Raw genomic sequence first — 24501 nt, forward strand, 5'->3', positions numbered from 1 at the left:
CGGATCACGTCCGATATTGATTGCGAGCATGTTGCCACTTGCGGTCGTTCTCGGAACCGGAGTAGCTGGCGCATCCCCGAGTGATACGGCGCGGGCACCTGCCACGCCAGCTACGACAGTGGACTGGCTATCGCTCACGCAGCAGGCGCAACGTCCGTTCCCGACGAATCCGCTCACCGCCGGAAATTGGATCCGAATGGTGGACGCGCCGGACTCACCCCCGGCCGCGGATCAGCAGCCGATCCAGGCGTTCTGCGCGCAGGTCCCGGTAGATCCCGCCACGTGCATCATCACCGCCGTCGACGCGGGCGTCGGTGCGGCAATCGGCGCTGGCATCGGCGCGGGAGTGGCCGCGCCCGTCGCGATTGGCGCCGCCATGATCGGCGCGGCCGCCGGGTTCGTCGTCGGTACGCCATTCCTGCCGACCGGCTGGGTTGTGGGCCCGCTCCTCGGCGCGGCCGTCGGCGTCGCCGTCGTTGCCATACCTGCCGCCCTGCTCGGTGGGGCGCTCGGGGCGTCGGTCGGGGCAATAGTGGGCATCAACACGCCCCCGCCGCAAGCGGACGGCCGAACCGATGGGTCCGGCGCGGCCACCCCGTCGCCGCGATACGACGCGGTCAACGCTCCAGTCGGGCATTGAGAATCCGGGCGATCTGAGCAACCGCACCCGGTTCGGTCATCCCGAGGTGGGCCGCATCGATGTCGAAATTCGAAATCTGCCCGCGGACCACCTGCGCCCATCCCTCGTGACCCACGGCATCGGCTCGCCTTTCACGTGTCGCGGTGAAATAGAGCATGTCGCTGTCCAAGACCGCCGGCCGCCACCCACTGGCTGCCCGGATCGCCAGGTTGTAGGCGTCGGTCAGGCGCTCGATCCTTGCGGCGTCGATGCCGAGGCTGCCCCCCAGATGCCGTTCGATCAGGTCGGCGGCCTCCTCGGCGGTCGCATCGGGGCTCACGAAATCGACACCCATCACCGGGCCGAGATTGCTGATCAGTTCTCCGGCCGTGACGGCGTAGAGCGTCGACTCGTCGACACCGCCGACCTCAGCATCCAACAGTGCCAGTAGCCCGACCTGTTCACCGGCGGCGCGCATCTCGACGGCAATGGCGTGGGCGATCGCACCACCCAGCGACCAGCCGAGGAGGTGATAGGGGCCGTGTGGCTGAACCGCGCGAATCTCATCGAAGTAGCGTTCGGCCATTTCCTCGATCGACGTCGGACCGGGGACCTCGCCGCCGATTTGTGGCGCCTGAATGCCGTAGATCGGTCGACCGTCGGACAGGTACCGGTCGAGTGTCTGGTAACACCACGACAGCCCCAAGGCCGGGTGGATACAGAACAGTGGTGGTCGCTCACCGCCGGTCCGAATCGGTAGCAGCACGTCGAAGCCGATATCGGTCCCGTCGACGGCGGAACCGGAGCGCATTCCGGATTCGATCCGCTTCGCCAGATCGGCCGGACAGGGATCCGACATCATCCAGCTGATCGGAACCTCGTAGTCGAGTTCCTTGCGCAACTCGCTCACCACTTGCACCGATTTCAGCGAATTACCACCCAATGCGTAGAAGTCGTCGTCCGCGCCCACCCGATCCACGCCGAGTACCGCCCCGAAGGCCCGCGCAACCTCCCCTTCCAGCCACGACGAGGGCTCCCTGAACTCCCCGATCGCGAGCACCGGCTCCGGTAGCCGCGTGCGGTCCAGCTTGCCCGACGCGGTGAGGGGCACCGTGTCGAGCACCATCACCGTGGTGGGCACCATGTAGTCGGGCAGTTCGGTGGCCGCGTACGCCAAGACCGCCGCAGTGTCGACCGTGGCGCCCGCGGCGGGCACCAGGTAGCCGACGAGATGGTCCACCGCACCGGAGGAGCGCACCACGGCGATCGCCCGGGCGACGCTCGGGTGCTCGGCGAGTACCGCCTCGATTTCACCGAGTTCGATACGCAGGCCGCGCAGCTTCACCTGGAAATCGGTGCGGCCCAGATATTCCAATTCGCCGGTATGGCGCCAGCGCACCAAGTCGCCGGTGCGGTACATGCGCCGGCCGTCGGCGTACGGGTCGGGCACGAACCGTTCCGCGGTGAGGCCCGGACGTGACTGATAGCCGCGCGCGAGCTGGGCGCCCGCCAGGTACAGCTCCCCAGCGACACCGGGCGGTACCGGATGTAACCGGTTGTCGAGGACGTATGCCCGCGCGTTCCACACCGGTGTGCCCATCGGCATGGCCCCGCTGTCGGCCTCGGTCACCCGATGCGCGGTCGCGCACACGGTGAACTCGGTCGGCCCGTACAGATTGTGCAACTCGACCTCGGGCGCTATTCGCCGCACCGCGGCCACCACCTCGGGGCCGAATGCCTCACCGCCCACCAGGAGCGTCCGCACCGACTCAACCGATTCCGCGTCCGCCGCGTCCGCGAATACCGCCATCATCGACGGCACGAACGCGGTGATCGTAACCCGCTGGGTGGCAATGGTTTCCGCGAGATACGCCAGGTCGGTATGGCGGTCGGCGCGGGTGATCACCAGCCGCGCCCCCATCGCCAGTGTCGCGAACAGCTCCCACACCGACATGTCGAATGTGGCCGGGGACTTGTGCAGCACTACGTCATTCGGTGTCAGCGCGTAGGTCTCGTTGACCCACCGCACCTGGTTCACCACCGAACCATGCAATACCGCAACACCTTTCGGCCGCCCGGTCGAACCCGAAGTGAAGAGCACGTACGCGATGTTGTGCGGTCGCAGCGGTGCGAGCCGATCGGCGTCGGTGACCGGCGCGTCATCGAATCCGGACAGCTCCAGCCCATCGAGGGTCGACAGCTCCAGCACCGGCGCGGCGATCGAGATCATGTACGCGATGCGGTCGTCCGGAAGGTCCGGATCGACCGGCACATACCCACCGCCGGCGGCGTGCACCGCGTACACGGCGGTGACCTGGTCCAGTGAACGCCGCATGCGCAGCGCCACCAACGACTCCGGACCCACTCCACGGGAGATCAACCAGCGCGCCAATCGGTATACGCGAGACGCGAATTCCGCATAGGTCAGCGACTGTTCGCCGGATATCAGCGCGGGCCGGTCCGCATGCGCCCGCACGGAGTGGGCGAAGAGCGAGGCGAGCGTCTCGCCGGGAGGGAGCCTGCGGTCGGTCGAATTCCACTGTGTGAGAACGGCTTTCCGTTCATCGGCGGCGAGCAGATCCACCTCGTGCACCGGCTGTGCCGAATCGGTCGCCAGCGCGTCGAGCAGCCGCAGCAGGCGATCGACGATCGCGGTCACTGTCGGCGCGTCGAACAGGTCGCTCGCGTAGGTCACCGCGCCGCTGATGCCGGCCGGGGCACCGGCGGAGTCGTAGGAATCCGACACCGCGATCTGCAGATCGAACAGTGCGGTGTCGGTGTCGGCCGTCACGGCCGACACCGAGAGTCCCGGAAGTTCGAACTGGGCCCTGGCGACGTTCTGGAATGCCAGCATCACCTGGAACAGTGGATGGTGGGCGTGCGACCGCACCGGGTTCAGCTCCTGCACCAGCCGCTCGAACGGAACATCGGCGTGCCCGAACGCGGCCAGATCGGTCCCGCGCACGTGCTCGAGCAGCTGGGTGAACGTCATCCCCGGGGTCAACCGGGTCCGCAGCACCAGGGTATTGACGAACATCCCGACCAGATCGTCGAGTTCGGGCTCGCCGCGTCCGGCATACGGAGTGCCGATCGCTATATCGTCGGTACCGGCCAGCCGGGCCAGCGTGGCCGCCAGCGCAGCGTGGAAGACCATGAACAGCGACGTGTTGTGCGCTCGCGCGACCCGCTGCAATCCCGCGTGCAGATCGGCACCGACGGTTATCGGCACGCTCGCGCCCGCATAGGTCTGCATGGGCGGACGCGGTCGGTCGGTCGGCAGCTCCAGCAAAACCGGGAGCTCCGCCAATTCGAGTGTCCAGTAGTCGATCTGGGCGCGCAGCAGCGATTCGGGATCGTCTTCGGTCCCCAGCACGGTGCGCTGCCAGATCGCGTAGTCGGCGTACTGGATCGGCAGCAGCGGCCAGCTCAGTGGCTGCCCGAGCAGGTGTGCGGTGTACGCCGTCATCATGTCCCGTGCCAGCGGGCCCAGCGACGACCCGTCGCAGGAAATGTGGTGCGCCACCACGGCCAGCACCCACTCGGCCTGCCCGAGTTCGAACAACCGCACCCGCACCGGCGCCTCGACCGTCACATCGAACACCGTCGAGACGAACGCCGACAACGACTCGGCCAGTTCCGGTTCCGCGACCGGGGTCACGGTGATCGGCGCGATCGCCTCGGCGGCGGGGAGGACGACTTGCGACGGCTCGCCCTCGGCATACGGGTATACGGTCCGCAGCACCTCGTGCCGGTTCAGCACATCCTCGATGGCCGCGCGCAGCGCGTCCAGATCCAGCTGTCCGGACAGCCGCAGCACGATCGGAATGCTGTAGGCGGCCGAGTCGGGCTCGAGCCGGTTCAGGAACCACATCCGCTGCTGTGCGTACGACAGCGGAATTCGCTGCGGCCGTGGCTGTGCGGTCAGCGCCACCCGACCGGTGTCGGCCTGCGATTCGGCGCGCGCGGCCAACCTCGCGACCGTCGGCGCCTCGAAGATCATCGACACCGGGACGGTCGCGTCGAGCGCGGCACCGATCCGCGCGGCCACGCGGGTGGCCACCAGGCTGTTGCCACCGAGTTCGAAAAAGTCGTCGTCGGCGCCCACCGGACCGCCGATGCCGAGGAGGTCGGCGAATACACCGGCCACTATTTCCTCCACCGGTGACCCCGGGGCCCGGAATCGCTTGGCCTGGACGACGGGTGCGGGCAGGGCCGCGCGGTCGAGCTTGCCATTCGGCGACAGGGGGATGGCGTCGAGGATCATCACCGCGGCGGGCACCAGGTACGACGGCAGCATCTCGGCCAACGCCGCCCGCAACTCCTCGCCCGAGAGACTCGCCCCGGTTTCGGGTACCGCATAGGACACCAACTGCGCCGGACCCGTGCCCGCATGCCACGGCATCGTGACCGCGTATGCCACCTCCGCCCGCGCGCTCAGCACCGCGTCGATCTCGCCCAGCTCGACCCGGTAGCCACGGATTTTCACCTGGAAATCGTTGCGCCCCAAGAACTCCAGGGCACCGTCGGTATTCCAGCGCACCACATCACCGGTGCGGTACATGCGGCGTCCCGGTTCCCCGAACGGATGCGCCACGAACCGCGCCGCACTCGTAGCCGCCATGTCGAGGTACCCGCGCGCCAGCGCCGGGCCCGCCAGATACAACTCTCCGGCCACCCCGACGGGCACCGGCTGCAGCCGGGCATCCAAGACCAGCGCCTGTACGCCCTGCAGCGGGGCACCGATCGTCGGCCGGTCACCAGGCCGCAGCTCACCCGTCGCCGTCGCGACCATCGTGACCTCGGTCGGCCCGTACAGCTCCCGGAACGTCCGGGCGCCGGCGAAGTCGGTGCCCGCCCACCGATTCACCAGATCCGCCGGGACCTCGTCACCACCGGACATCACCACCCGCAAGTCGTCCAGCCCGGCCGGATCCACCGACGCGAGCGCGGCCGGGGTCATGAAGGCGTGGGTAACCCGCTGCGCGCGCAGGAGTTCGGCCAACTCACCGCCGCCGTAGATCCGCGTCGGCGCCACGATCAGCGCACCGGCCCGGCTGACCGCCATCAGGGTCTCCAGCAGGGCGGCGTCGAACGACGGCGACGCGAAATGCAACACCCTGGACGTGTGCCGGAGCTCGGGGTCGGCGCGTAGCGCCGAGACGAAGTCGGCGATGCCGGAATGTGTGACGGCGACGCCCTTCGGCACCCCGGTGGATCCGGAGGTGAAGACCACGTAGGCAATGTTCGAGGCCCGCAGCGGTCGCAGCCGCTCGTCATCACCGACCGGGCCGCTCGCCAACCCGTCGATCCGGGCGGCGACGGCCGCGTCGTCGAGCACGATCCACTCCACCGAATCGGGCATCTCGGCCCGCGCCGACGACACCGTCACGCCCAGCGCCGCACCCGAATCCGACACCATCTGCTCGATTCGGCCCTCGGGATAGCTGGGGTCCACCGGCACGTACGCCGCACCCGACTTCACCACCGCCCACCACGCGACGACGGACTCCATCGACCGCGCCGCCGCCACCAGCACCGGACACTCCGGTCCCGCGCCACGGCGGATCAGCAACCTCGCCAGCCGGTTCGATCGCTCGTCCAGCTGTGCATACGACAACGTGGCAGCCCCCGAGACCACGGCGATACCGTCGCGGTTGTCCCGGACGGCCGAGGCGAACACCTCCGGCAGCAATCCGGACGGCTCCAGCGCCGCCACGGCATGTGCCCCCACCCGCGACGTGAGCATCGCGCGCTCGTCGGCTTCCAGCCAGTCGATATCCCCGACCACTACGGCCGGATCATCGGCGACGGCTTCCAGTACCCGCACCAGCCGTCGCACGATTCCCGCCGCGGTCGCCTCGTCGAACAGATCCCGCGCATAACTCATCATGCCCGAGATGCCTTGCGCCACACCGGTATTGCCGAATGAATCGGATAACACCAGCTGCAGGTCGAACTGGCTCGCCCCGGTATCCACATCCGCCCGCGCGATCCGGACGTCGGGCAGCGCCACATCGACCGTCGACACGTTCTGGAACGCCAGGGCCACCTGGAACAGCGGATGCCGCGCCGCCGATCGCTCCGGGTTCAACTCCTCCACAACCCGCTCGAACGGCACGTCCGCGTGCTCGAACGCCAGCAGGTCCGTCTCCCGGGTGCGCATCAGCAACTCGGCGAACGGCTCGCCCGTATCCACCCGGGTCCGCAATGCCAGCGTGTTCACCAACATCCCCACCAGATCGTCCAGGCCGGGCTCGCCCCGGCCCGCGACCGGGGTGCCGATCACCACGTCATCGCTGGCACTGAGCCGCCCCAATACCGTTGCCAGCGCCGCATGTATCACCATGAACAGTGACGACCCCCGCGACCGTGCCAGCATGAGCAGCCGCTCGTGCAGCCGCGCACCGATGCGCACCGGTACCCGGCCTCCCGACAGCGATGCGACGGGCGGGCGTGGTCGGTCCGTCGGTAGTTCCAGCCGGTCCGGTGCGCCCGCGAGCGTCGAGCGCCAGAACTCCAGCTGCGCGGACATCAACGAGGTCGGATCGTCGGCGGCCCCCAGCATCTGCCGCTGCCACCACGCGAAATCCGCGTACTGCACAGCGAGAGGCTCCCATTCCGGCGCGTGCCCGGCCAGTCGCGTGGCATAGGCCACCATCACGTCACGCGCCAGTGGCCCCATCGACTGACCATCGCCGGCGATGTGATGGACGACCAGCACCAGCAGGAATTCTCCGGTGTCACTGTCGCGCTCGGCGCCGAGCTCGAACAATCCCACTCGCATCGGCACTGCGGCAGTCACATCGAATCCGCGCCGCACGAACTCGCCCACCACATCCGGGACCGAATCCGCCGGTATCCGCACCGGCTCCACCGGCACCACGGGCTCGTCGAGAACGACCTGCCGCGGCTCACCGGAGATTTCCGGATATATCGTCCGCAATACTTCGTGACGCGCGACCACATCTGCGAGCGCGGCCGCCAGCGCTTCGGTGTCCAGCCGTCCCGACAACCGCAGCATCACCGGAATGTTGTACGCCGCAGTGTCCGGCTCGAACCGGTTCAGGAACCACATCCGCTGCTGCGCGAGCGACAGCGGTACCGGGTCGGGCCGCACGCCCGGCAGCAGGGGCAGCCGGGCGCCACCGTTGAGTGTCCTCGCGAGTGCGGCCAATCCGCCGACTGTCGGCGCCTCGAAAACCGACCGCACCGGCACTCGCACGTCCAGGGCCGCACCTATGCGCCCCACCACCAGCGACGCGCTCAGCGAATCGCCGCCCAGTGCGAAGAAGTCGTCGTCGACTCCCACCCGGTCCACATCGAGCACCTGCTCGAATGTTCGCGCGACCATTTCTTCTAATCCCGGCGCGGGCGCCCTGAACTCTCGCGCGGCGGCAATCGGCTCGGGCAACCGCTCGCGATCCAGTTTCCCGTTGGCGGTCAGCGGCACCTCGTCCAGCACCATGACCGCGGACGGCACCATGTACCCGGGCAACGCCTCGGCCAGCGCCGAACGCAACTCCGCGCCCGATAGCTCCATCCCGGTCGCAGGCACGACATAGGACACCAGCAGCACCGGCCGCCCGTCGTCGCCGCGCGGCACGGTGACCGCGTATGCCACATCCGCACGCGCACCCAGCACCGCGTCGATCTCCCCCAGCTCGACCCTGGTGCCGCGCACCTTCACCTGAAAATCGTTGCGCCCCAAGAACTCCATCTCGCCATCGGCGCTGCGGCGCACCACGTCACCGGTGCGGTACATGCGCTGACCCGGCTCCCCGAACGGGCATGCGACGAACCCCGCCGCGGTCAACCCCATCCTGGCGACGTACCCATCGGCCAGGCCGGCGCCGAACAGGTACAGCTCGCCCGCGACACCGTGTGGCACGGGCCGCAACCAGGTATCCAGGACCACGGCCGCGACGGCGCCGACCGGCCTGCCGATCGTGATCGCGGCACCGGGCGCCAGTGCATCGCTTGCGGTAGCCCAGATCGTGCTTTCGCTCGGCCCGTAGAGATTGACCATGGTGCGATGCGGCGCCCACCGATCGACCAGTTCCGGCCCGACCGGCTCACCGGCGGTTGCCAGCACGCGCAGCCCGTCGAGACCGTCGCACGGGACCGTCGCCAGCGCCGAGGGGGTCACGACGGCATGCGAAATACGTTCGCGCCCGATCAGATCCGCCAGCTCGGGGCCGGCGTAGACATCGGCAGGCGATACGACCAGCCGGCCGCCCGAGCCGTGCGCCATCAACAACTCGAACACCGAGGCGTCGAAGCTGGGCGAGGCGACCTGCAGGACCACCGACATCGGGTCGACGCCGAATATTCGCCGCTGTGCCGCGACGATATCGGCCAGGCCGCGATGACTGACGAGCACGCCCTTGGGCGTTCCGGTCGACCCGGAGGTGTAGCTCACGTATGCGGTCTGGCCCCGCCGAATCGGTCCGCCGCGTTCGGCATCGGTGATCGGCATGGCCGCAACCGAGTCCACGGCGCCGAGCGTCTGCTCCTCGTCGAGGATCAGCCAGTCGACGCCATCGGGCGGACGCTTCCCGGCGGACGTATCGGTCAGCCCGAGCACGGTTTTCGAGTCCGACAGCAGAAATTCGATCCGCTCCGCCGGCAGGGTCGGATCGATCGGCAGGAATGCGGCACCGGTCTTCGCCACGGCCCACAGGGTGACCGTCGCCGCCAGGGATCGCGGAAGCACGGAGGCGACGACCTGTCCCCGTCGGGCGCCACGGCGCAGCAGGATCCGAGCCAGACGTTCGGATCGCTCGTCGAGCTGCCGGTAGGTCATGGCGGCCGTGCCGCACCGCACGGCGATCGCGTCGGGTTCGGCGGCGGCGGAAGCGGCGAGTATCCGGTCCAACGTATCCGGGATCGCGGCTCGGGCACTCGAAACCGGCCACGCCGGCCCCGGTTCCTCATCGAGCGCCAGCTCGACCAGCCGCACGTCGGCGTTGGCGGCGATCCGGCACAGCAACTCGACGAAGCGGTCGAGGATGCGGCGCGCCGACGCGGTGTCGAATTCACGGTCGTGGAATCGGAGGGTGATCCGCAGTCCCTGTGCCGCACCGTGCTCGGACTGCTTCGGTTCCACGATCAGGCTCAGCGGGTACGGCGTCGCGTCCACACCGCTGAGTTCGTCCACCCGCAGGCCCGCCGAATCGACGAGCTGCTGCAGTGCCGTCCGGTCGACGGGGAACGACTGGAAGGTGATGGCGGTGTCGAAGAGTTCGGGCAGGCCGACGCTGCGGTGGATCTCGGGTAGGCCGATATGGTGATGATCCAGCATGCGGGCATGCCGCGCCTGAATGCCGGTCAGCAACTCGCGCACCGTCATTGTGGGTTCGAGCGGGACTCGCACCGGAATCGTATTCAGGAACATGCCGAGCGTCTGATCGACCAGCGGCAACTCCGGGGGCCGGCCCGACACCGAGGAGCCGAAGATCACATCGGTCTCACCGGTCAGTATGCGCAGATTCAGGGCCCAGGCCGCGGCGACGGCCGTGTTGATGGTGACGGCCGCCTGCGCCGCCACTCGACGGAGTTCTCCGAAACGATCCGCCGTCAGCTCGGCCCCGACCTCGGCGGCGGATACCGACCCCGTCGCACCGGCGGCGCGGGACACCCGGGTGGGTGCGTCGACATCCGAAAAGGCTTGCGCCCATGCCGCTTTGGATGCGGCGCTGTCCTGCCGACCCAGCCAGGACAAATAGTCGCGGTAGGAGGGCGCGGGTCCGGCGGAGTCGATATGTGCGGGAGATCCGTAGTAGTCGAGCACTTCTCGCATCAGCAGCGGCATCGACCAGCCGTCCAGGATCACATGGTGATTCGTGACGAGCAGCCGGAAGGACCCCGAATCGAGACGGATCAGCGTGAAGCGCAGCAGCGGCGGAGCCGACAGATCGAATCCCGCCGCCGCGTCCGCCGCGGCAATCGATGCTGGGTCGGCCGGGGATTGCCCATTGCCCCCACCGGCGAGATCGATCTCCCGGAACCCGATCTCGGCATGGTCCAGCACGATCTGGCACGGCCCGGCCGAGGTCTCCACAAAGGCGGCCCGCAGGATATCGTGCCGGTCGACCACGGCCTGAGCGGCACGTCGCAGGCGCTCACCGTCGACCGCGCCGGAAAATCCGATCATCGTCTGGACGGTGTAGTTGTCCACGGCATCCGGGTCGAAGGTCGAGTGGAAGTGCACGCCGGATTGCATGGGCGACAATGGCCATACGTCGGACAGGCCCCGGTACTGCCGCTCGAGCCGATCGATGTCCTGTTGGGTGAGCGCGACGAGCGGAGAATCCGAGGCGCGATCCGCCGTCGGGCGTCGAGGGGGTTCCTCGATTGCCACCGCGGCCGCAGCATCGCCCGCCATCGCGGCGAGGGCGGCAACGGTCTTGCCTTCGAATACATCTCGCGGCGTGAGCGTGAGTCCGGCGGATCTCGCCAGAGCCACCAGCCGCATCGAGACGATGCTGTCCCCGCCGAGCGCGAAGAAGTTGCTATCGGCGGATACGGTTTCGAGATGGAGCACATCGGCGAAGAGTTTCGCCACCACCTGCTCCGCATGCGTCGACGGCGGTCTGCCAGGTGCGCCGTCGGACTCGAAGGCGCGCTGCTGCAATGCTTTCCGATCGATCTTTCCGGTAGGCGTACACGGCATCTCCTCGAGCCGCACGATCGCCGCGGGATTCATATAGCGAGGTAGCCTGCCCGCGAGATCGTCGCCGAGTGCCGCCACATCTACGGCGGCGCCCGGCGCGGCGACGACATAGGACACCAGAACCGGTTCGCCGGCAGGGCCTTTCACCGCAACGGTGGCGACGCTCGCTACCTCCGGATGCCGGGCCACACGGGCATCGATTTCCCCCAGCTCGATCCGCAGGCCGTGAATCTTGACCTGTTGATCGGAGCGGCCCAGGTATTCCAATGCCAACCCGGCGCGTCCGCGCACCCAGCGCACGCAATCACCGGTGCGGTAGATCCGCTCGCCGCGGGTGGATCGCGGATCCGCCACGAAGCGCGACGCGGTCACGCCCGGTCGATCGACGTAGCCGCGGGCGAGTCCGGGCCCACCGATATAGAGTTCGCCCGCGACACCGACCGGCACCGGTCGCAGCCACGTGTCGAGAACCATGGCGGACGCGCCTCGGATCGGGCCACCGATCGTCACCGGCTCGCCGGGTACCAGGGCATCGGACCCCGTCGCCCAGATCGTGCACTCGGTCGGCCCGTAATGATTCATCAGCTGTCGCCCGGGACCCCACCGGTTCACGGTTTCCGGCCCGGTCGCTTCGCCGACGACCGCGAGCGATGTCAACGACGGCGTCCGGGACGGATCCATGGTGTTCAGCACCGACGGGGTGAGGATCGCATGCGAAACCTGCTGCGACCGAAGCAATTCCTCCAGGTCCGTCCCGCCGTACACCTGCGGCGGCGCCACCACGAGACAGGCGCCACTGCCGTGCGCCAGCAGCAATTCCGACAAGCAGGCGTCGAATCCTGGCGACGCGACCTGCAACACCACCGAATCCGTACCCACACCGAAGGCATCGACATGCGCCGCGACAAGGTCGGCCAGACCTCGATGACTGAGGTGGACCGCCTTCGGCTTGCCGGTCGATCCGGACGTGTAGATCACATATGCCGCATTGTCGGCCGACAGCCGGTCGGCCCCGGCCGGGACACCGGACGGACGAGGTAGACCGGTATCCGAAGCCGAAGCATCCAGCATCAACCAGTCGACCGTATCCGGAAGCTGCTGTGCCACAGCACTGTTCGTCACGCCTAGACCAGTCCGCGAGTCGGCCAGCAACTCCCCGATCCGCGCGGCGGGAGTGCCGGGATCCAACGGCAGGAAGGCGGCACCTGTTTTCGCCACCGCCCAGATCGCAACGACCAGTTCGGCCGAACGGGGCACCGCCACTGCGACGATCGACTCGGCGCGAGCACCATGGCCGACCAGCAGGCGAGCGAACCCGTCGGCGCGATGCTCCAGCTCACGATAGGTCCACGTAGTGTCGCCGCACCGCAGCGCCACGGCATCCGGATACCTGCGCGCGGTCCCCGTCAGGATGTCGCGGAGCACGAGCTCCGCCGCCGGCTCCGCGCCGCCGACCGAAAGCAGTTCCGCGCGTTCGCAATCCCAGCAGGAGGAGATCGCGGCGACCTTCCGGGCGGGATCGCTGACGATCTGGGTGAGCAGCAATTCGAATCGTTCGAGCAGTGTGCGGGCAGCGTCGGAATCGAAGCGGTCGGTGGCGAATTTCAGCGTCACCGTGTAGGTGCCGGGCTCGTCGGTGTCCGGCCGTCCGTCGCGACTCGACCGCGGCGGGGTCACCTGCAAACTCAGCGGATACGGCGTGGCATCGTGTGCGTCGATGTCGACGAGCCGCAATCCGGCGTCGGAGAGATCGCGTGCCAACAGTTCCCGGTCGAGTGGATAGGACTCGAGGACCGTCGCGGTGTCGAACATATCGGTGATACCGGCGGCCCGTTGCAGCTCCGCCAAGCCGATGTGTTGGTGATCCAGCATCGCGACCTGCTCGGATTGCACGCGGACGAGCAGGTCGCCGATGGTTTCGTCGGGTTCGAGCCGGACTCGGACGGGCAGCGTGTTGACCAGGAGCCCGACCATGCGCTCGACATCGGGAATTCGCGGCGGACGGTGCGACACCGTATTGCCGAACACCACGTCCGACCGTCCGGTCAGCACCGCCACCAGCAATGCCCACGCCACCTGTAGGGCCGTATTGGCAGTGACGCCGTGCGAGCGGCCCAGATCGAGAATCGCGGCGGTGGTCGCGGCGTCCAGATTCAGGCCGACTTCGTCGGCGTGCGCGGTGACGGTCCGATCCGGCCCGCTCGTGACCCGCGTCGGACCGTCGATTCCGGCGAGCATCTCCCGCCACGCGGCGGTCGCGGCGTCGCGATCCTGAGCCTGCAGCCACTGCAGATACTCTCGGTACGAACGCGGGGGCGCGAGTTCGGCGGTATCGCAATCGGATACGTACAACGAGAGCAACTCGTGGATCAGCAGGGGCATCGACCAACCGTCCAGCACGAGGTGGTGGTTGGTGACCAGCAACTGGAACATATCGACGCCGGTGCGCACGAGGTGGAAACGCACCAGCGGCGGGCGGGCCGGGTCGAACGGAGCCGCGGCCGCCGTCGCGAGTCGTCGAAGGGCTGCCGCCTGCTCACCGACATCGCTGATATCGGTGATACTCGACTCGGCCCAATCGACCCTGGTGTCGCGCAACAGGATCTGACGAGGCCCATCGTCACTCTCGACGAACGCGGTCCGCAGGCTGTCGTGTCGATCGATGAGCACCTGCGCGGCCCGCCGCATCCGCTCCCCATCCAGCTGCCCGGCAAAAGTCAGCGCCGCCTGCACGATGTAGCCGTCGACGCCGTCCCGGTCGTAGATCGTGTGGAACAGCAGCCCGGACTGCAGGGCGGTGAGTGGCCACACATCGGTCATCGACGGGTACTCCCGCAGCCAGTGGTCGACATCGTCCTGCGATACCGCGGTGAGCGGGAAGTCGGATGGCGTGAAGCCGTACGCGGTCTCGGATCGGACGTGATCGGCGAGCGCCCCCAGCGCTCTGGCCCACAGCCCGGCGAGCTCGTCGACCTCCGCAACGCCCAATACCTGCGAGGCGAACTCCCAGGTCGCGTCGAGTTCGAGCCCGTCGCGACCTTCCTCGGCGATCGCATTGATATCGAGCACGGCCGACAGCGCCATCCCCGGATCGCTCGTCGCGGTCAGTGCGGTGAATTCGGTGGTGGGTGCCCAGGGCCCCGAGCGTTCACCGAAACCCACCCGTCCGAGGTAGTTGAAACTGATCTGGGGTTCGGGCAGGTCCGCGAGCTCGGCGCCGCCCTGGGAATCGAGATGACGCAGCATCTGATAGCCGATGCCGTTGCCGGGCACCGCGCGCAGCTGCTCCTTCACCTGCTTTATCGCCAGTCCCGCGCCCATGCCGCCGGCCAGCGCATCATCGAGGTCGATGTCGTCCCATTCGATCCGGACCGGGAAGCGTGTGGTGAACCAGCCAACGGTGGCGCTGAGGTCGGCGCCGGGTACGGCCGCCTCCTCGCGGCCGTGTCCCTCCAGCGAGATCAACTCTCCGGCGGCGACCGCCGTACCGCGCCTGCGCCGCCACTCACCGAGTGCCAGGACCAGGGCCGCCAGCAGCGGATCGTTGGCACTGCAGTGGAAGCGGTCCGGAATGGTGGTGAGTACCGCCTCGGCAACCGCCGCCGGAATGCGCTGGTGTACCCGGCCCGCCGTGGCCACGACATCACGATCCGGGACCAGACGACGCGATCCGAGCAGCTGATCGCCGCGCACGAGTATGTCTTTCCACAGTTCGAGCTCCGCCGACCGCCGGCCGGGCGCCTGCTCGACCAGGCCGTGCGCCCACCGCCGAAACGAGGTGGTGACCGGGCCGAAATGCGGTTCGCCGCCGTCGCAAGCCTGCGACCACGCCTGCGCGAGGTCGGCGAGAATGATGCGCCACGACACCGCGTCGACGGCGAGATGGTGGATCACCAGCCACATCAGGTCGGGTCCCGAGCCGTCCCGATCCTGAATCCAGACGGCCTGCACGAGCACACCATTGTCCGGGTCCAATCGGTCCGCGGCCCTGTGCAGGTGCCGGTCGACTTCGGCGGCCGCACGTCGATCGATCCGACCATTGATGAGCACGGCGTCCGGGTCGACCGCGTCCCGATCGAGTACCTCGACGTGCCGATCAACCGAATCGCCGCCGCGCAGCACCGCGCGCAGCATGTCGTGGCGGTCCAGCAGGAATCCCAGCGCGCGCACGAGACCCGCTCGATCCACCCCCTCGGGCAGCTGCACGAGCGCGGCCTGCGCAAATCGGTCGTAATGACCCCGATCGAGCATTGCGCGCATGATCGGCGACAACGGCATCGGCCCTACGCCGCCGCCGGGCAACTCGGCCAACTCAGGGGTATCGCCGGCCTCCGTCGCCGTGGCCGCCAGGCCCGCGACGGTCTTGTGCACGAACACATCCTGTGTGGAGAAGCTCAGGCCCTCGGCCTTGGCCCGCGCCACCAGCCGGATCGACAGAATGCTATCGCCGCCGAGGGCGAAGAAACTGTCGTCCGCCCCGACTCGAGGCACACCGAGCACCTCGGTGAACAGCCTTGCGACCGCCTTTTCCCGGGCGGTGGCCGGTGCCCGACCGACCGGCGCGGTCCCGAATTCGGGCTTCGGCAAGGCGCTGCGATCGAGCTTGCCGAAGGCGTTCACCGGGAGGCTGTCCAACGAGAGGAATACCGCCGGGACCATATGCGGCGGCAGCGAATCGCGGGCGAAGCGCTGGAGTTCGAGCGGATCGACCCGACGGCCGCCGACCGGGACAACATAGGACGCCAGCACGGTCGTGCCGGCGTTGTTCTGCACCGGCACCGTGACGGAAAGATCCACGTCCTCGTGTGTGGTGAGCGCGGCGTCGATTTCCCCCGGTTCGATCCGGTATCCGCGGATCTTGACCTGGAAGTCACTGCGCCCCATCAATTCCAGCGCTATCTCGGCGTCGTCGCCGGTCCAGCGCGCGATGTCGCCGGTGCGGTACATCCGCTCGCCGGTGCCGCCGTACGGATCGGCGACGAATCTGGCGGCGGTTTCGACGAACAGATGGCTGTAGCCACGGGCCAATCCCGGCCCGGCCAGATACAACTCGCCCGCCGTGCCCATGGGCACCGGTTGCAGCGTTCGGTCCAGCACCATCGCCGAGACCCCGCGGATCGGGCCGCCCACCGTGTGGGCGTGGCCGGGTCGCAGCACGGCGCCGACGGCGGTCACGGTGGATTCGGTGGGACCGTATTCGTTGTACATGGACACCGACGGTGTCCACCGCTCGATGAGGTGCGGTGGACATACGTCGCCACCGACCACGACCACCCGCAGGTCGGGCGTCCGACGCGGGTCCACGGTGGCCAGCATCGTGGGCGTCAGCGTCAGATGCGTCACGTGCGCATCGGCCAGCAGTTGGGTGAGCGGCTCACCGGCGGTCACCTCGGGCGGCACGATCACCAGCGTGGATCCGCTCGCGAAGCAGGTCAGAAACTGTTCCAGGGAAGCGTCGAAACTGGGCGAGAGGGCATAGGACACGCGAGAGGCCGTGTCGATGCCGTACGCGGCGGCGCGGTCGGCGACGAGATTCGCGAGGCCGGTGTGGGTGACCTGGACGCCTTTCGGCGCTCCGGTGGAGCCCGAGGTATAGGTGATGTAGGCGACGTTGGACGGCCGTAGTGGGCGGATACGGTCATCGTCGGAAATCGGCCCGCTCGCGGCGTCGTATTCCGCCGGGGTTGCGGGGTCGTCCAGAACCACATGGCGCATCGCCAGCGGGAGCCGCCCGCGCAGGGCCTCGACCGTGATCGCCACAGCCGCGCCGCTGTCGGCGACCATATGCGCTATCCGCTTCGACGGGTACTCGGGGGCCAACTGGACAAACGCGGCCCCGCATTTCGCGACCGCCCATGTCGCCACGACCAATTCGACCGAGCGTCCCAGCATGATCGCCACCGCCGTGTCCGGCCCACAACCCAGAGCTATCAGATGCCGGGCCAGCTGGGAGGATCTGGCGTCCAGCTCGCCATAGGTCATCGTCTGGCCGGCCGAGGCGATCGCGCACGCACGACTGTTCCGGCGCGCGCTCTCGGTCAGGATCTCCGGAAGCAGCCGCGTTTCGACCCCGCTGGGTCCCCGTACGGGCAGCAGCGCAGCGCGTTCCTGTACTTCGAGCAGCGGCAGTCGGCCGACCGGGCATCCCGGTCCCCCGGCGAGGAACTCGTGCAGAAACATGCGGAACCGTCGATGGTGACCAGCGAGCTCCCCAGGGCTGTAGGCATTCGGATTCCCCTGGAAGTCGATATGGGTACTGTCTCTGCCCGCGCCCGGATAGATGTTGACGAAGAGGTCGGCGGTAGGGCCCGAGGTGAGGACGTTCAGGCGGCCTGTCGTTTCGCCCAGCACGACCTCGTTCTCGATCATCATGAGGTTCACGGCGGGCCCGAACGACGCCGCCTCATCGCGCGCGATCCCCATATCGTGGAATATGTCCTCTTGGCGGTAGCGCTGCCGCCGAAGAGCGCTCGTCAACTCGCTTTTCACGGCGGCGATCAGTTCACCGACGCTGCGGCCGGCGACCCGCACTCGCAGCGGGACCACATTCGCCACCATCCCCCCGGAACGGCGCAGCACCGCAGAGTGCCGACCCGAAACCGGCAGGCTCAGCAGCACTTCATCGCTTCCGGTCATCCGCGCGAGATAAGCGGCGAATGCCGCGACGATGACCGGAGTCACGCTCTGGCCGTGCTCGAGCGCGACGCTTTCCAATAGCTGCGCGGTGGCGTCTGGAAGCTCCGTGCTGACCAGCGCCGGATGAATGGTGGGCTTGCCCACGCGACCGGCCAGGCTGACGACGGGAGGCGCGCCGGCCAGGTGCTCCAGCCAGTAGCCGCGGTCGTTGTCGAAACGCTCCGAACCCCGGTACGCCAGATCCTGCTCGACGACGTCCCCTAGGTCCTGCGCCGCGCACGGCGCCGCCTCCTCGGACCGCACCCAAGCGTTGTACAACTCGGTAATCCGGTGCAGCATTGTTACCGCGGCAAATCCGTCGAGCGCGATATGGTGCGCGCGCTGATACCACAGGAAATGGTCCTCGCCGACCTGGAACACAATGCTCGTCATGAGGTTGTCATTCAGCAGGTCCAGCGGAGCAGAATAATCGTGAACCATAATTTTGTGCGCAGTCGCAACCGGATCGATGTGCCGCCGCAAGTCGACGACCGACACCTGAGCTCCATATTCCTCGTCGACGAACTGACGTGGCTCTCCGTCGACCTCGATCAGGCGCATATGTCCGGATCCGAACTCGCGACTGGCGGTCTTGCAGGCCTCGGCAAGCAATTCCGCATCCAACTCGCCGACGATCTCGACGTATTGGGCGACCGATATCGGCGACGATTCCGCGAGATGCTGGGCAAACCAGATTCCCCGCTGCGCCGCTGTGAGTGGAAGAATGTCGAATGATCCGTTACCGTCGGAGCGCGCGCCGGAACCGTTACCCGAATCCCGGTTTCCGGAAGAGCGGAATGAGCCGGTTGGCCCCGATTTAGACCGGTCCGAGCTGCTTTCGATACCACTCTTCGATTGGTCCATTTCGACCTCCGCCGATATCGTTCATTTCAGGAACTCAATAAGCGCGAGCACCGGCTGCCGATACGCTGTCGCGCGCCGGTCCGAGGAGCAGGAACGAGATCCGGCCGTCCACGATCTCCAACGCCAGCACAGTGCCGAATACGTCGAGTCCACCCTCCTCCCGGGTCATCACAGCCAGCGCCGAAAGATCCGAGACCAGCGACGACGACGCCCACCTCCCGGCCACGAGCTGCGATGGGATCAACCGCCGCTCGACCACTGACCGGTACACGATGGCTACATCCTCGACCCCGGAATCGTCACCCAACTCGTCGACGAACCGTCCTGTACTCAATGATCGCAGCGCCGACCGCACCCCATCGCAGACGCCGCCGTATCGCGCGGAAAAAAGTCCCCGGCGACCCCTGCGCCAGCACAACCCGACTCATCACCGGCTGCTCCCCTGCTAAACCGACTGCGGCCATACCGAACACCCCTACTCGGAAAATGACTGTCCCCGGTGATTCGCAACGGACACGTCAACCGATTGCACCCGGCTCGACCTAAATTCTGGATGCGGATTACTCCAGTCATGTCGAGCAACTCATCTCCCGGGCTCGACCTGCGTAATGCGACACTGCTGGCGCAGGACCGGGTGGCATAGGATCAGCCATTGCCACGCGACACCCCGACCGATTTGCCGGATTCGCGATCGGAAACGGGTTCGCCCCAAATCTGATCCGGACACCCAGGCGCTCGCACGATTCTCGAGCGGCCCGATCGGCGGCTGGCCGACCCCGCGCCGCAATTTCGTCGTCGAGCGAATCATTCCCGCGGATGTCCGGCGCAAGAAACTATCCAGGGATGCCTACCGTGTTCGGTTCCCGACGCCGCGATCACGTCGGCCGGTGCACGTATTCGCTCGCGAAATCCTCGGCAACAGAGCGTTTCTCGCCGAAATCGAGCGGAGACCGGAGGCCACCGACCACACCACCGCCGGGTCGGCGAATCAACGCTGCCCCGCCGCGGCGTTCAGGTCACCGGGCGGCCCTCCAGGGCTGGACGGCCTCGCGATAGGCACCCTGGCGCCTAGCCGCCGGGCCTGGTCTTCCGATGTGGCGAGACCGCCAAAACGTGCGGACCTGCGCCAATGCTGGACTCTTCTCGTGCCCCCAGTCGGACTCGAACCGACACTTTGCAGATTTTAAGTCTGCTGCCTCTGCCAATTGGGCTATAGGGGCCGTTGGGTCAGCGTACCGACTCGTACGGCTGTACCGGAATTCCGAGTGTCTTCGCGCCCGCACCCATGGGTGGCACATCGGGGTGCCACTTGGGGTGCGGGAGCTCGGAGTTATTGGGGGGCAGCTACTCTCGCGCGGTGACGGGGGCGGACGGTGTGGGGCCGTCTGCGGGATCAGGCTTGGGCGCGTTGCCGAGGACGGAGTGGCGGCGGCTGTAGCCGAAGTAGATCACCATGCCCAGTGCCATCCAGACGAGGAAGCGGAGCCAGGTTTCGACCGAGAGGTTGAGCATCAGCCACAGGCAGGCCAGCACACCCAGGATCGGGACGAGCGGGACCAGCGGGACGCGGAAGCCGCGCGGCAGTTCGGGGCGGGTGCGCCGCAGGATCAGCACACCGACGGAGACCAGGACAAAGGCGAAGAGAGTGCCGATATTGACCATCTCTTCGAGGGTGCCGAAGTCCACGAAACCGGCGAGCAGCGAGCAGACGATGCCGACGACGGCGGTGAGTCGGACCGGGGTGCCGTTTTTGCCGGTGTGCGCGAGGCGGCGCGGCAGCAGTCCGTCGCGCGCCATCGCGAACAGCACGCGGGTCTGCCCGAGGAACATCACCATGACCACCGTGGTGAGTCCGGCGAGCGCGCCGATGGAGATGATGTTCTTGGTCCAGGTGGCACCGTGCTGCGCGAAAGCCGTTGCGAGCGTTGCCTTGTCGCCGGACAGCGCGGTGTAGGGCACCATTCCGGTCAGGATCAGGGATACGGCGACATAGAGAATGGTGACGATGACCAGCGAGCCGAGGATGCCGCGGGGCACCGAGCGCTGCGGATCCTTGGTCTCCTCCGCGGTGGTCGCGACGACGTCGAAACCGATGAACGCGAAGAACACCAGGCTGGCGGCGGCGAGCAGGCCGTACCAGCCGAACGTGCTGTGACCGCCGCCGGTGAAGTAGGAGAACAGCGACTGGTGCAGTCCCTGCCCTTTCGCGCCCGCCTGTGACGGCGGGATGTAGGGCGTGAGGTTCGACTTGTCGAAATAGGTGGCGCCGACAACGAGCACCAGCACGATAACGCTCAGCTTGATGGCGACAGCCACCGCCGAAACCCGCGAGGACACCTTGGTGCCCACCGCCAGCAATACGCCGAGGACGGCGATGAGGAGTACTGCGCCCCAGTCGAAGTCGATCGGACCCAGATGCACGATCGGCGAATGCGACCCCATCACCTCACCGAGGTACTGCGACCACCCCTTGGCGACCACCGAAACCGCGAGCGCGAACTCCAGCACCAGGTCCCAGCCGATGATCCACGCGACGAGTTCGCCGAACGTGGCGTAAGAGTAGGTGTACGCGCTGCCCGCCACCGGCACGGTCGAGGCGAATTCGGCGTAGCACAGCGCGGTCAACCCGCAGGCGATGGCGGCGAAGACGAAGGCGAGGGAGACCGAAGGTCCGGCCACATTGCCCGCGGTTCGCGCGGTGAGTGTGAAGATGCCGGCACCGACGACCACGGCGACGCCGAAGATGGTGAGATCCCAGGCGGTCAGGTCCCTGTGCAGTTTCGAATCGGGGTCGTCGGTGTCCCGGATGGACTGCTCGACCGATTTGGTGCGGAACAAACCGCCCCATCGAGATCCTGGGGTCGCCACGCTCTCTCCTTGCTGTCGACGGCGGGATTCTCCGCCGATCTTGTTAATGCACACCGGCCATGTGTCGGCTCACCCATGGTGTGAGTGCGACGACGATCAGACCGGCACATATCGCCACTGCTCCGGTGATGCCGAAGTAGGCGAATTCGTGTTCCGCGTCATAGAACTGAGCCAAGGTACCGGACATCGAGGTGCCGATGCCAACAGAGAAGAAGTACAGCGCCATCATCTGCGCGCGGAACGCCTCCGGGGCCAGCTGCGTGGTAACCGACAGACCGATCGGCGAGAGCAGCAGCTCCGAAACCGCGAAAGCACCCATGATGACCAGCACCGCAAGCGCCGGTACCGATTTGCCGCTGCCGCCGGCGAACAGTACGAACAACCAGAACGCCAGGCCCATGCCGATGACGCCGAGGGCGAATTTGCGCGGCGTGCTCGGCGCGCGATTGCCCAGCTTCGTCCACATCAGCGCGAACAGCGGCGACAGGCAGATGATCCACACCGGCTCGACCGAGCCGATCCAGTTCGACGGCGCGGTCCAGCCGAAGATGCTCCAGTTCATCCGCTCGTCGGAGTAGACCGCGAGCACGGTGAAGATCTGCTGGAACAGCGACCAGAAGACCGCGTTCGCGATGAACAGCGGAATGAACGCGCGGACCCGGCTGCGCTCGATCGGGGTCACCTTGGCGCTGGTCAGCATGATCACGAAGTAGGCGAGCGCGGCCACGATGATGACACCGGTGGTGACCTCGGAGAGGTTGTCCAGGTTCACCAGCCCGGTGATCAGCGCCAGCGCGACCACGATGGCCGCACCCGCCGCGATCGCGGCGATCGGCCCGATGGCGCCGCGGGGCAGCGGATTGGGCACGTGCCTACCCGCGGTGCCGAGGTTGCGCCGGAACACCACGTACTGCGTGAGCCCGACGGCCATGCCGACCGCGGCCGCGCCGAAGCCGTAGTGGAAGCCCCAATGCCGTTGCAGCAGGCCGGTCAGCAGCGGACCGGTGAACGCGCCCACGTTGATGCCGAGATAGAACAGCGTGAACCCGCCGTCGAAGCGCGGATCACCCGGGCGATACAGGGTGCCGAGCAGCGAGGACGCATTGGCCTTCAGTCCGCCGCTGCCGAGCGCGACCAGCACCAGGCCGACGCCGACCCCGGTCAGTCCCGGCAGGATCGCCAGTGCGATATGTCCGGCCATCACCACGACACCGCCGTAGAAGACGGTGCGCTCCATGCCGATCAGCCGGTCGGCGATCCACCCGCCGAGCACAGTGGACAGATAGACCAGCCCGCCGTAGGCGCCGACGATCCCGACTCCGGTGCTTTGCGATAGTCCGAGTCCGCCTTCGGTCGTCGAGTAGTAGAGGTAGTACCCGAGGATGGTGAGCATTCCGTAGAACGAGAACCGTTCCCAGAGTTCGACTCCGAAGAGATTGGTCAACCCGATGGGGTGACCGAACAGGGTTCGCTCCCGAATCGGTTGCTCCATCATTGCTGCATCGGACATGGTCAGACCATCCCATATGAGCAGGGAATTTCTAGCATTCCCGAACAAAGTTTTCCTGTTCACGCTGGATGCCTTCGCGCGGCTCCGCACAGCGGTCCGAGCAAATTATCGCCCACACCAAACGTAGTGGAAATACCCGACTACCTGGCGCGTCCAGCGAATTCGAGGCAATGTCGAACATTCGTCGACCGCGCGATCGGCGACCTAGTGCCGCGTCCACATAGCCTCTGCTGGATCTTGGGTCCGAGGAGTTCCGTCGAGCGTAGTCGAATGGTGGTCCCACACGCCGAATTCGATCGCCGTATCACTACGCTCGGCGAGCTGCCGGAGCGGGTAGCGACGGACTATCTGGAAGCGGCACTAGCTCGATTCCGGCAGCGCTCGCCGAGAAGCCGCCGGGACTTCACGGTAAAGTGCGCCTCGCTGGACGGGGAACCCTCGTTTGTTGGCTGGACGGGGGAACCTGATGAAAGGCACGAGCGCGGCACTGTTCCTCACCATGATCGGCGCGCTGTTGTCGCTGGTCGGCACCGGATGCGCGCCGGTGTCCGTGGTGGATGCGGGGCACGGCGATCTCCTCGCCGAGGTGGCGCAGGAGCCACCGCTCACGGCCAATACCCTGCACGCCGATCTGCGGCTGGCACCGATGCAGTGTGAGCTCCCGCCGATCGAGATGAGCGCGTCCGGCCAGCGGCAATTCGTGCAGACCGAGCTGAACTGCCTCACGAAGGTCTGGGCCTCGCCCCTGCGCTCCGCCGGTATGACCGTCGCGCCGCTCGAACTCGTGCTGGTGGACAGCGTGATGTCCGGCTGCTCGAAACAGGTCCGGCCGACCGATGCCGCGTTCTACTGCGGCGGAAGCATGTATTGGCCCGCCGACGATCCGATCCATCACGGCTGGGGTTCGCTGCTCGAGCATTACCTGCTATTCGTCGTGATGCACGAATACGGTCATCACCTGCAGTCCTCCACCGGCATCCTGCGCTCGGCCGACCGGGATATCGATAGCGCGGGCGAGAAGTCGCCGCTCGGACTGGAACTCAGCCGACGCATCGAACTACAGGCCCAGTGCCTGGCCGGACTGATGTTGGCGGCGGCGCAATCCGGCGGCATGGTGACCCCGAGCGCGGCCGCCGAGCTGATCGATATCCAATCCGATGTCGCGGAGGACCCGGCCCACGGCACGGGCGCGAACAGCAGACGCTGGGTCGAAACCGGCTACCGCAGCGCCTCGACCTCGTCGTGCAACACCTGGGCGGCGACGCCGGACGAGGTGGAGTGAACGGCCGCGCC

At 67.3% G+C, this 24501-nt stretch carries 6 protein-coding genes and 1 tRNA gene; 2 read left to right on the top strand and 5 right to left on the bottom strand.

Annotation, left to right across the window (positions count from 1 at the left end; genetic code table 11):
- Positions 1 to 118: 118 nt before the first annotated feature.
- Entirely contained in the window at positions 119 to 640 is a 522-nt protein-coding gene (locus ACHQ4I_RS15400; RefSeq protein ID WP_420772384.1) for a hypothetical protein, read from the top strand.
- Here ACHQ4I_RS15400 and ACHQ4I_RS15405 read toward each other — a convergent pair.
- The 5 genes from ACHQ4I_RS15405 to ACHQ4I_RS15425 all read right to left on the bottom strand — a co-directional run bounded on the left by ACHQ4I_RS15405 (position 618) and on the right by ACHQ4I_RS15425 (position 23208).
- The gene (locus tag ACHQ4I_RS15405; RefSeq protein WP_420772385.1) at positions 618 to 18830 is read right to left on the bottom strand and encodes an amino acid adenylation domain-containing protein; all 18213 of its coding nucleotides are present in this window, start codon (positions 18828 to 18830) and stop codon (positions 618 to 620) included. The genes ACHQ4I_RS15400 and ACHQ4I_RS15405 overlap by 23 nt on opposite strands.
- 34 nt (positions 18831 to 18864) lie before the next feature.
- Complete coding sequence (locus ACHQ4I_RS15410) at positions 18865 to 19164, bottom strand: hypothetical protein (protein WP_420772386.1); 300 nt, start codon at positions 19162 to 19164, stop codon at positions 18865 to 18867.
- Positions 19165 to 19976: 812 nt separating this feature from the next.
- Positions 19977 to 20050, bottom strand: a tRNA-Leu gene (locus ACHQ4I_RS15415).
- Positions 20051 to 20174: 124 nt separating this feature from the next.
- On the bottom strand, positions 20175 to 21698 hold the full coding sequence (locus tag ACHQ4I_RS15420; protein ID WP_420772387.1) for an amino acid permease: 1524 nt from the start codon (positions 21696 to 21698) through the stop codon (positions 20175 to 20177).
- A 43-nt stretch (positions 21699 to 21741) separates the two neighbouring features.
- Entirely contained in the window at positions 21742 to 23208 is a 1467-nt protein-coding gene (locus ACHQ4I_RS15425) for a peptide MFS transporter (protein ID WP_420772388.1), read from the bottom strand.
- Positions 23209 to 23674: 466 nt separating this feature from the next.
- Between ACHQ4I_RS15425 and ACHQ4I_RS15430 the strand changes: the two genes are divergently transcribed.
- Complete coding sequence (locus ACHQ4I_RS15430; protein WP_420772389.1) at positions 23675 to 24490, top strand: neutral zinc metallopeptidase; 816 nt, start codon at positions 23675 to 23677, stop codon at positions 24488 to 24490.
- The last annotated feature ends 11 nt before the right edge of the window (positions 24491 to 24501 follow it).

It is taken from the genome of Nocardia nepalensis (assembly GCF_048910785.1).
GTDB classification, from domain to species: Bacteria; Actinomycetota; Actinomycetes; order Mycobacteriales; family Mycobacteriaceae; genus Nocardia; species Nocardia nepalensis.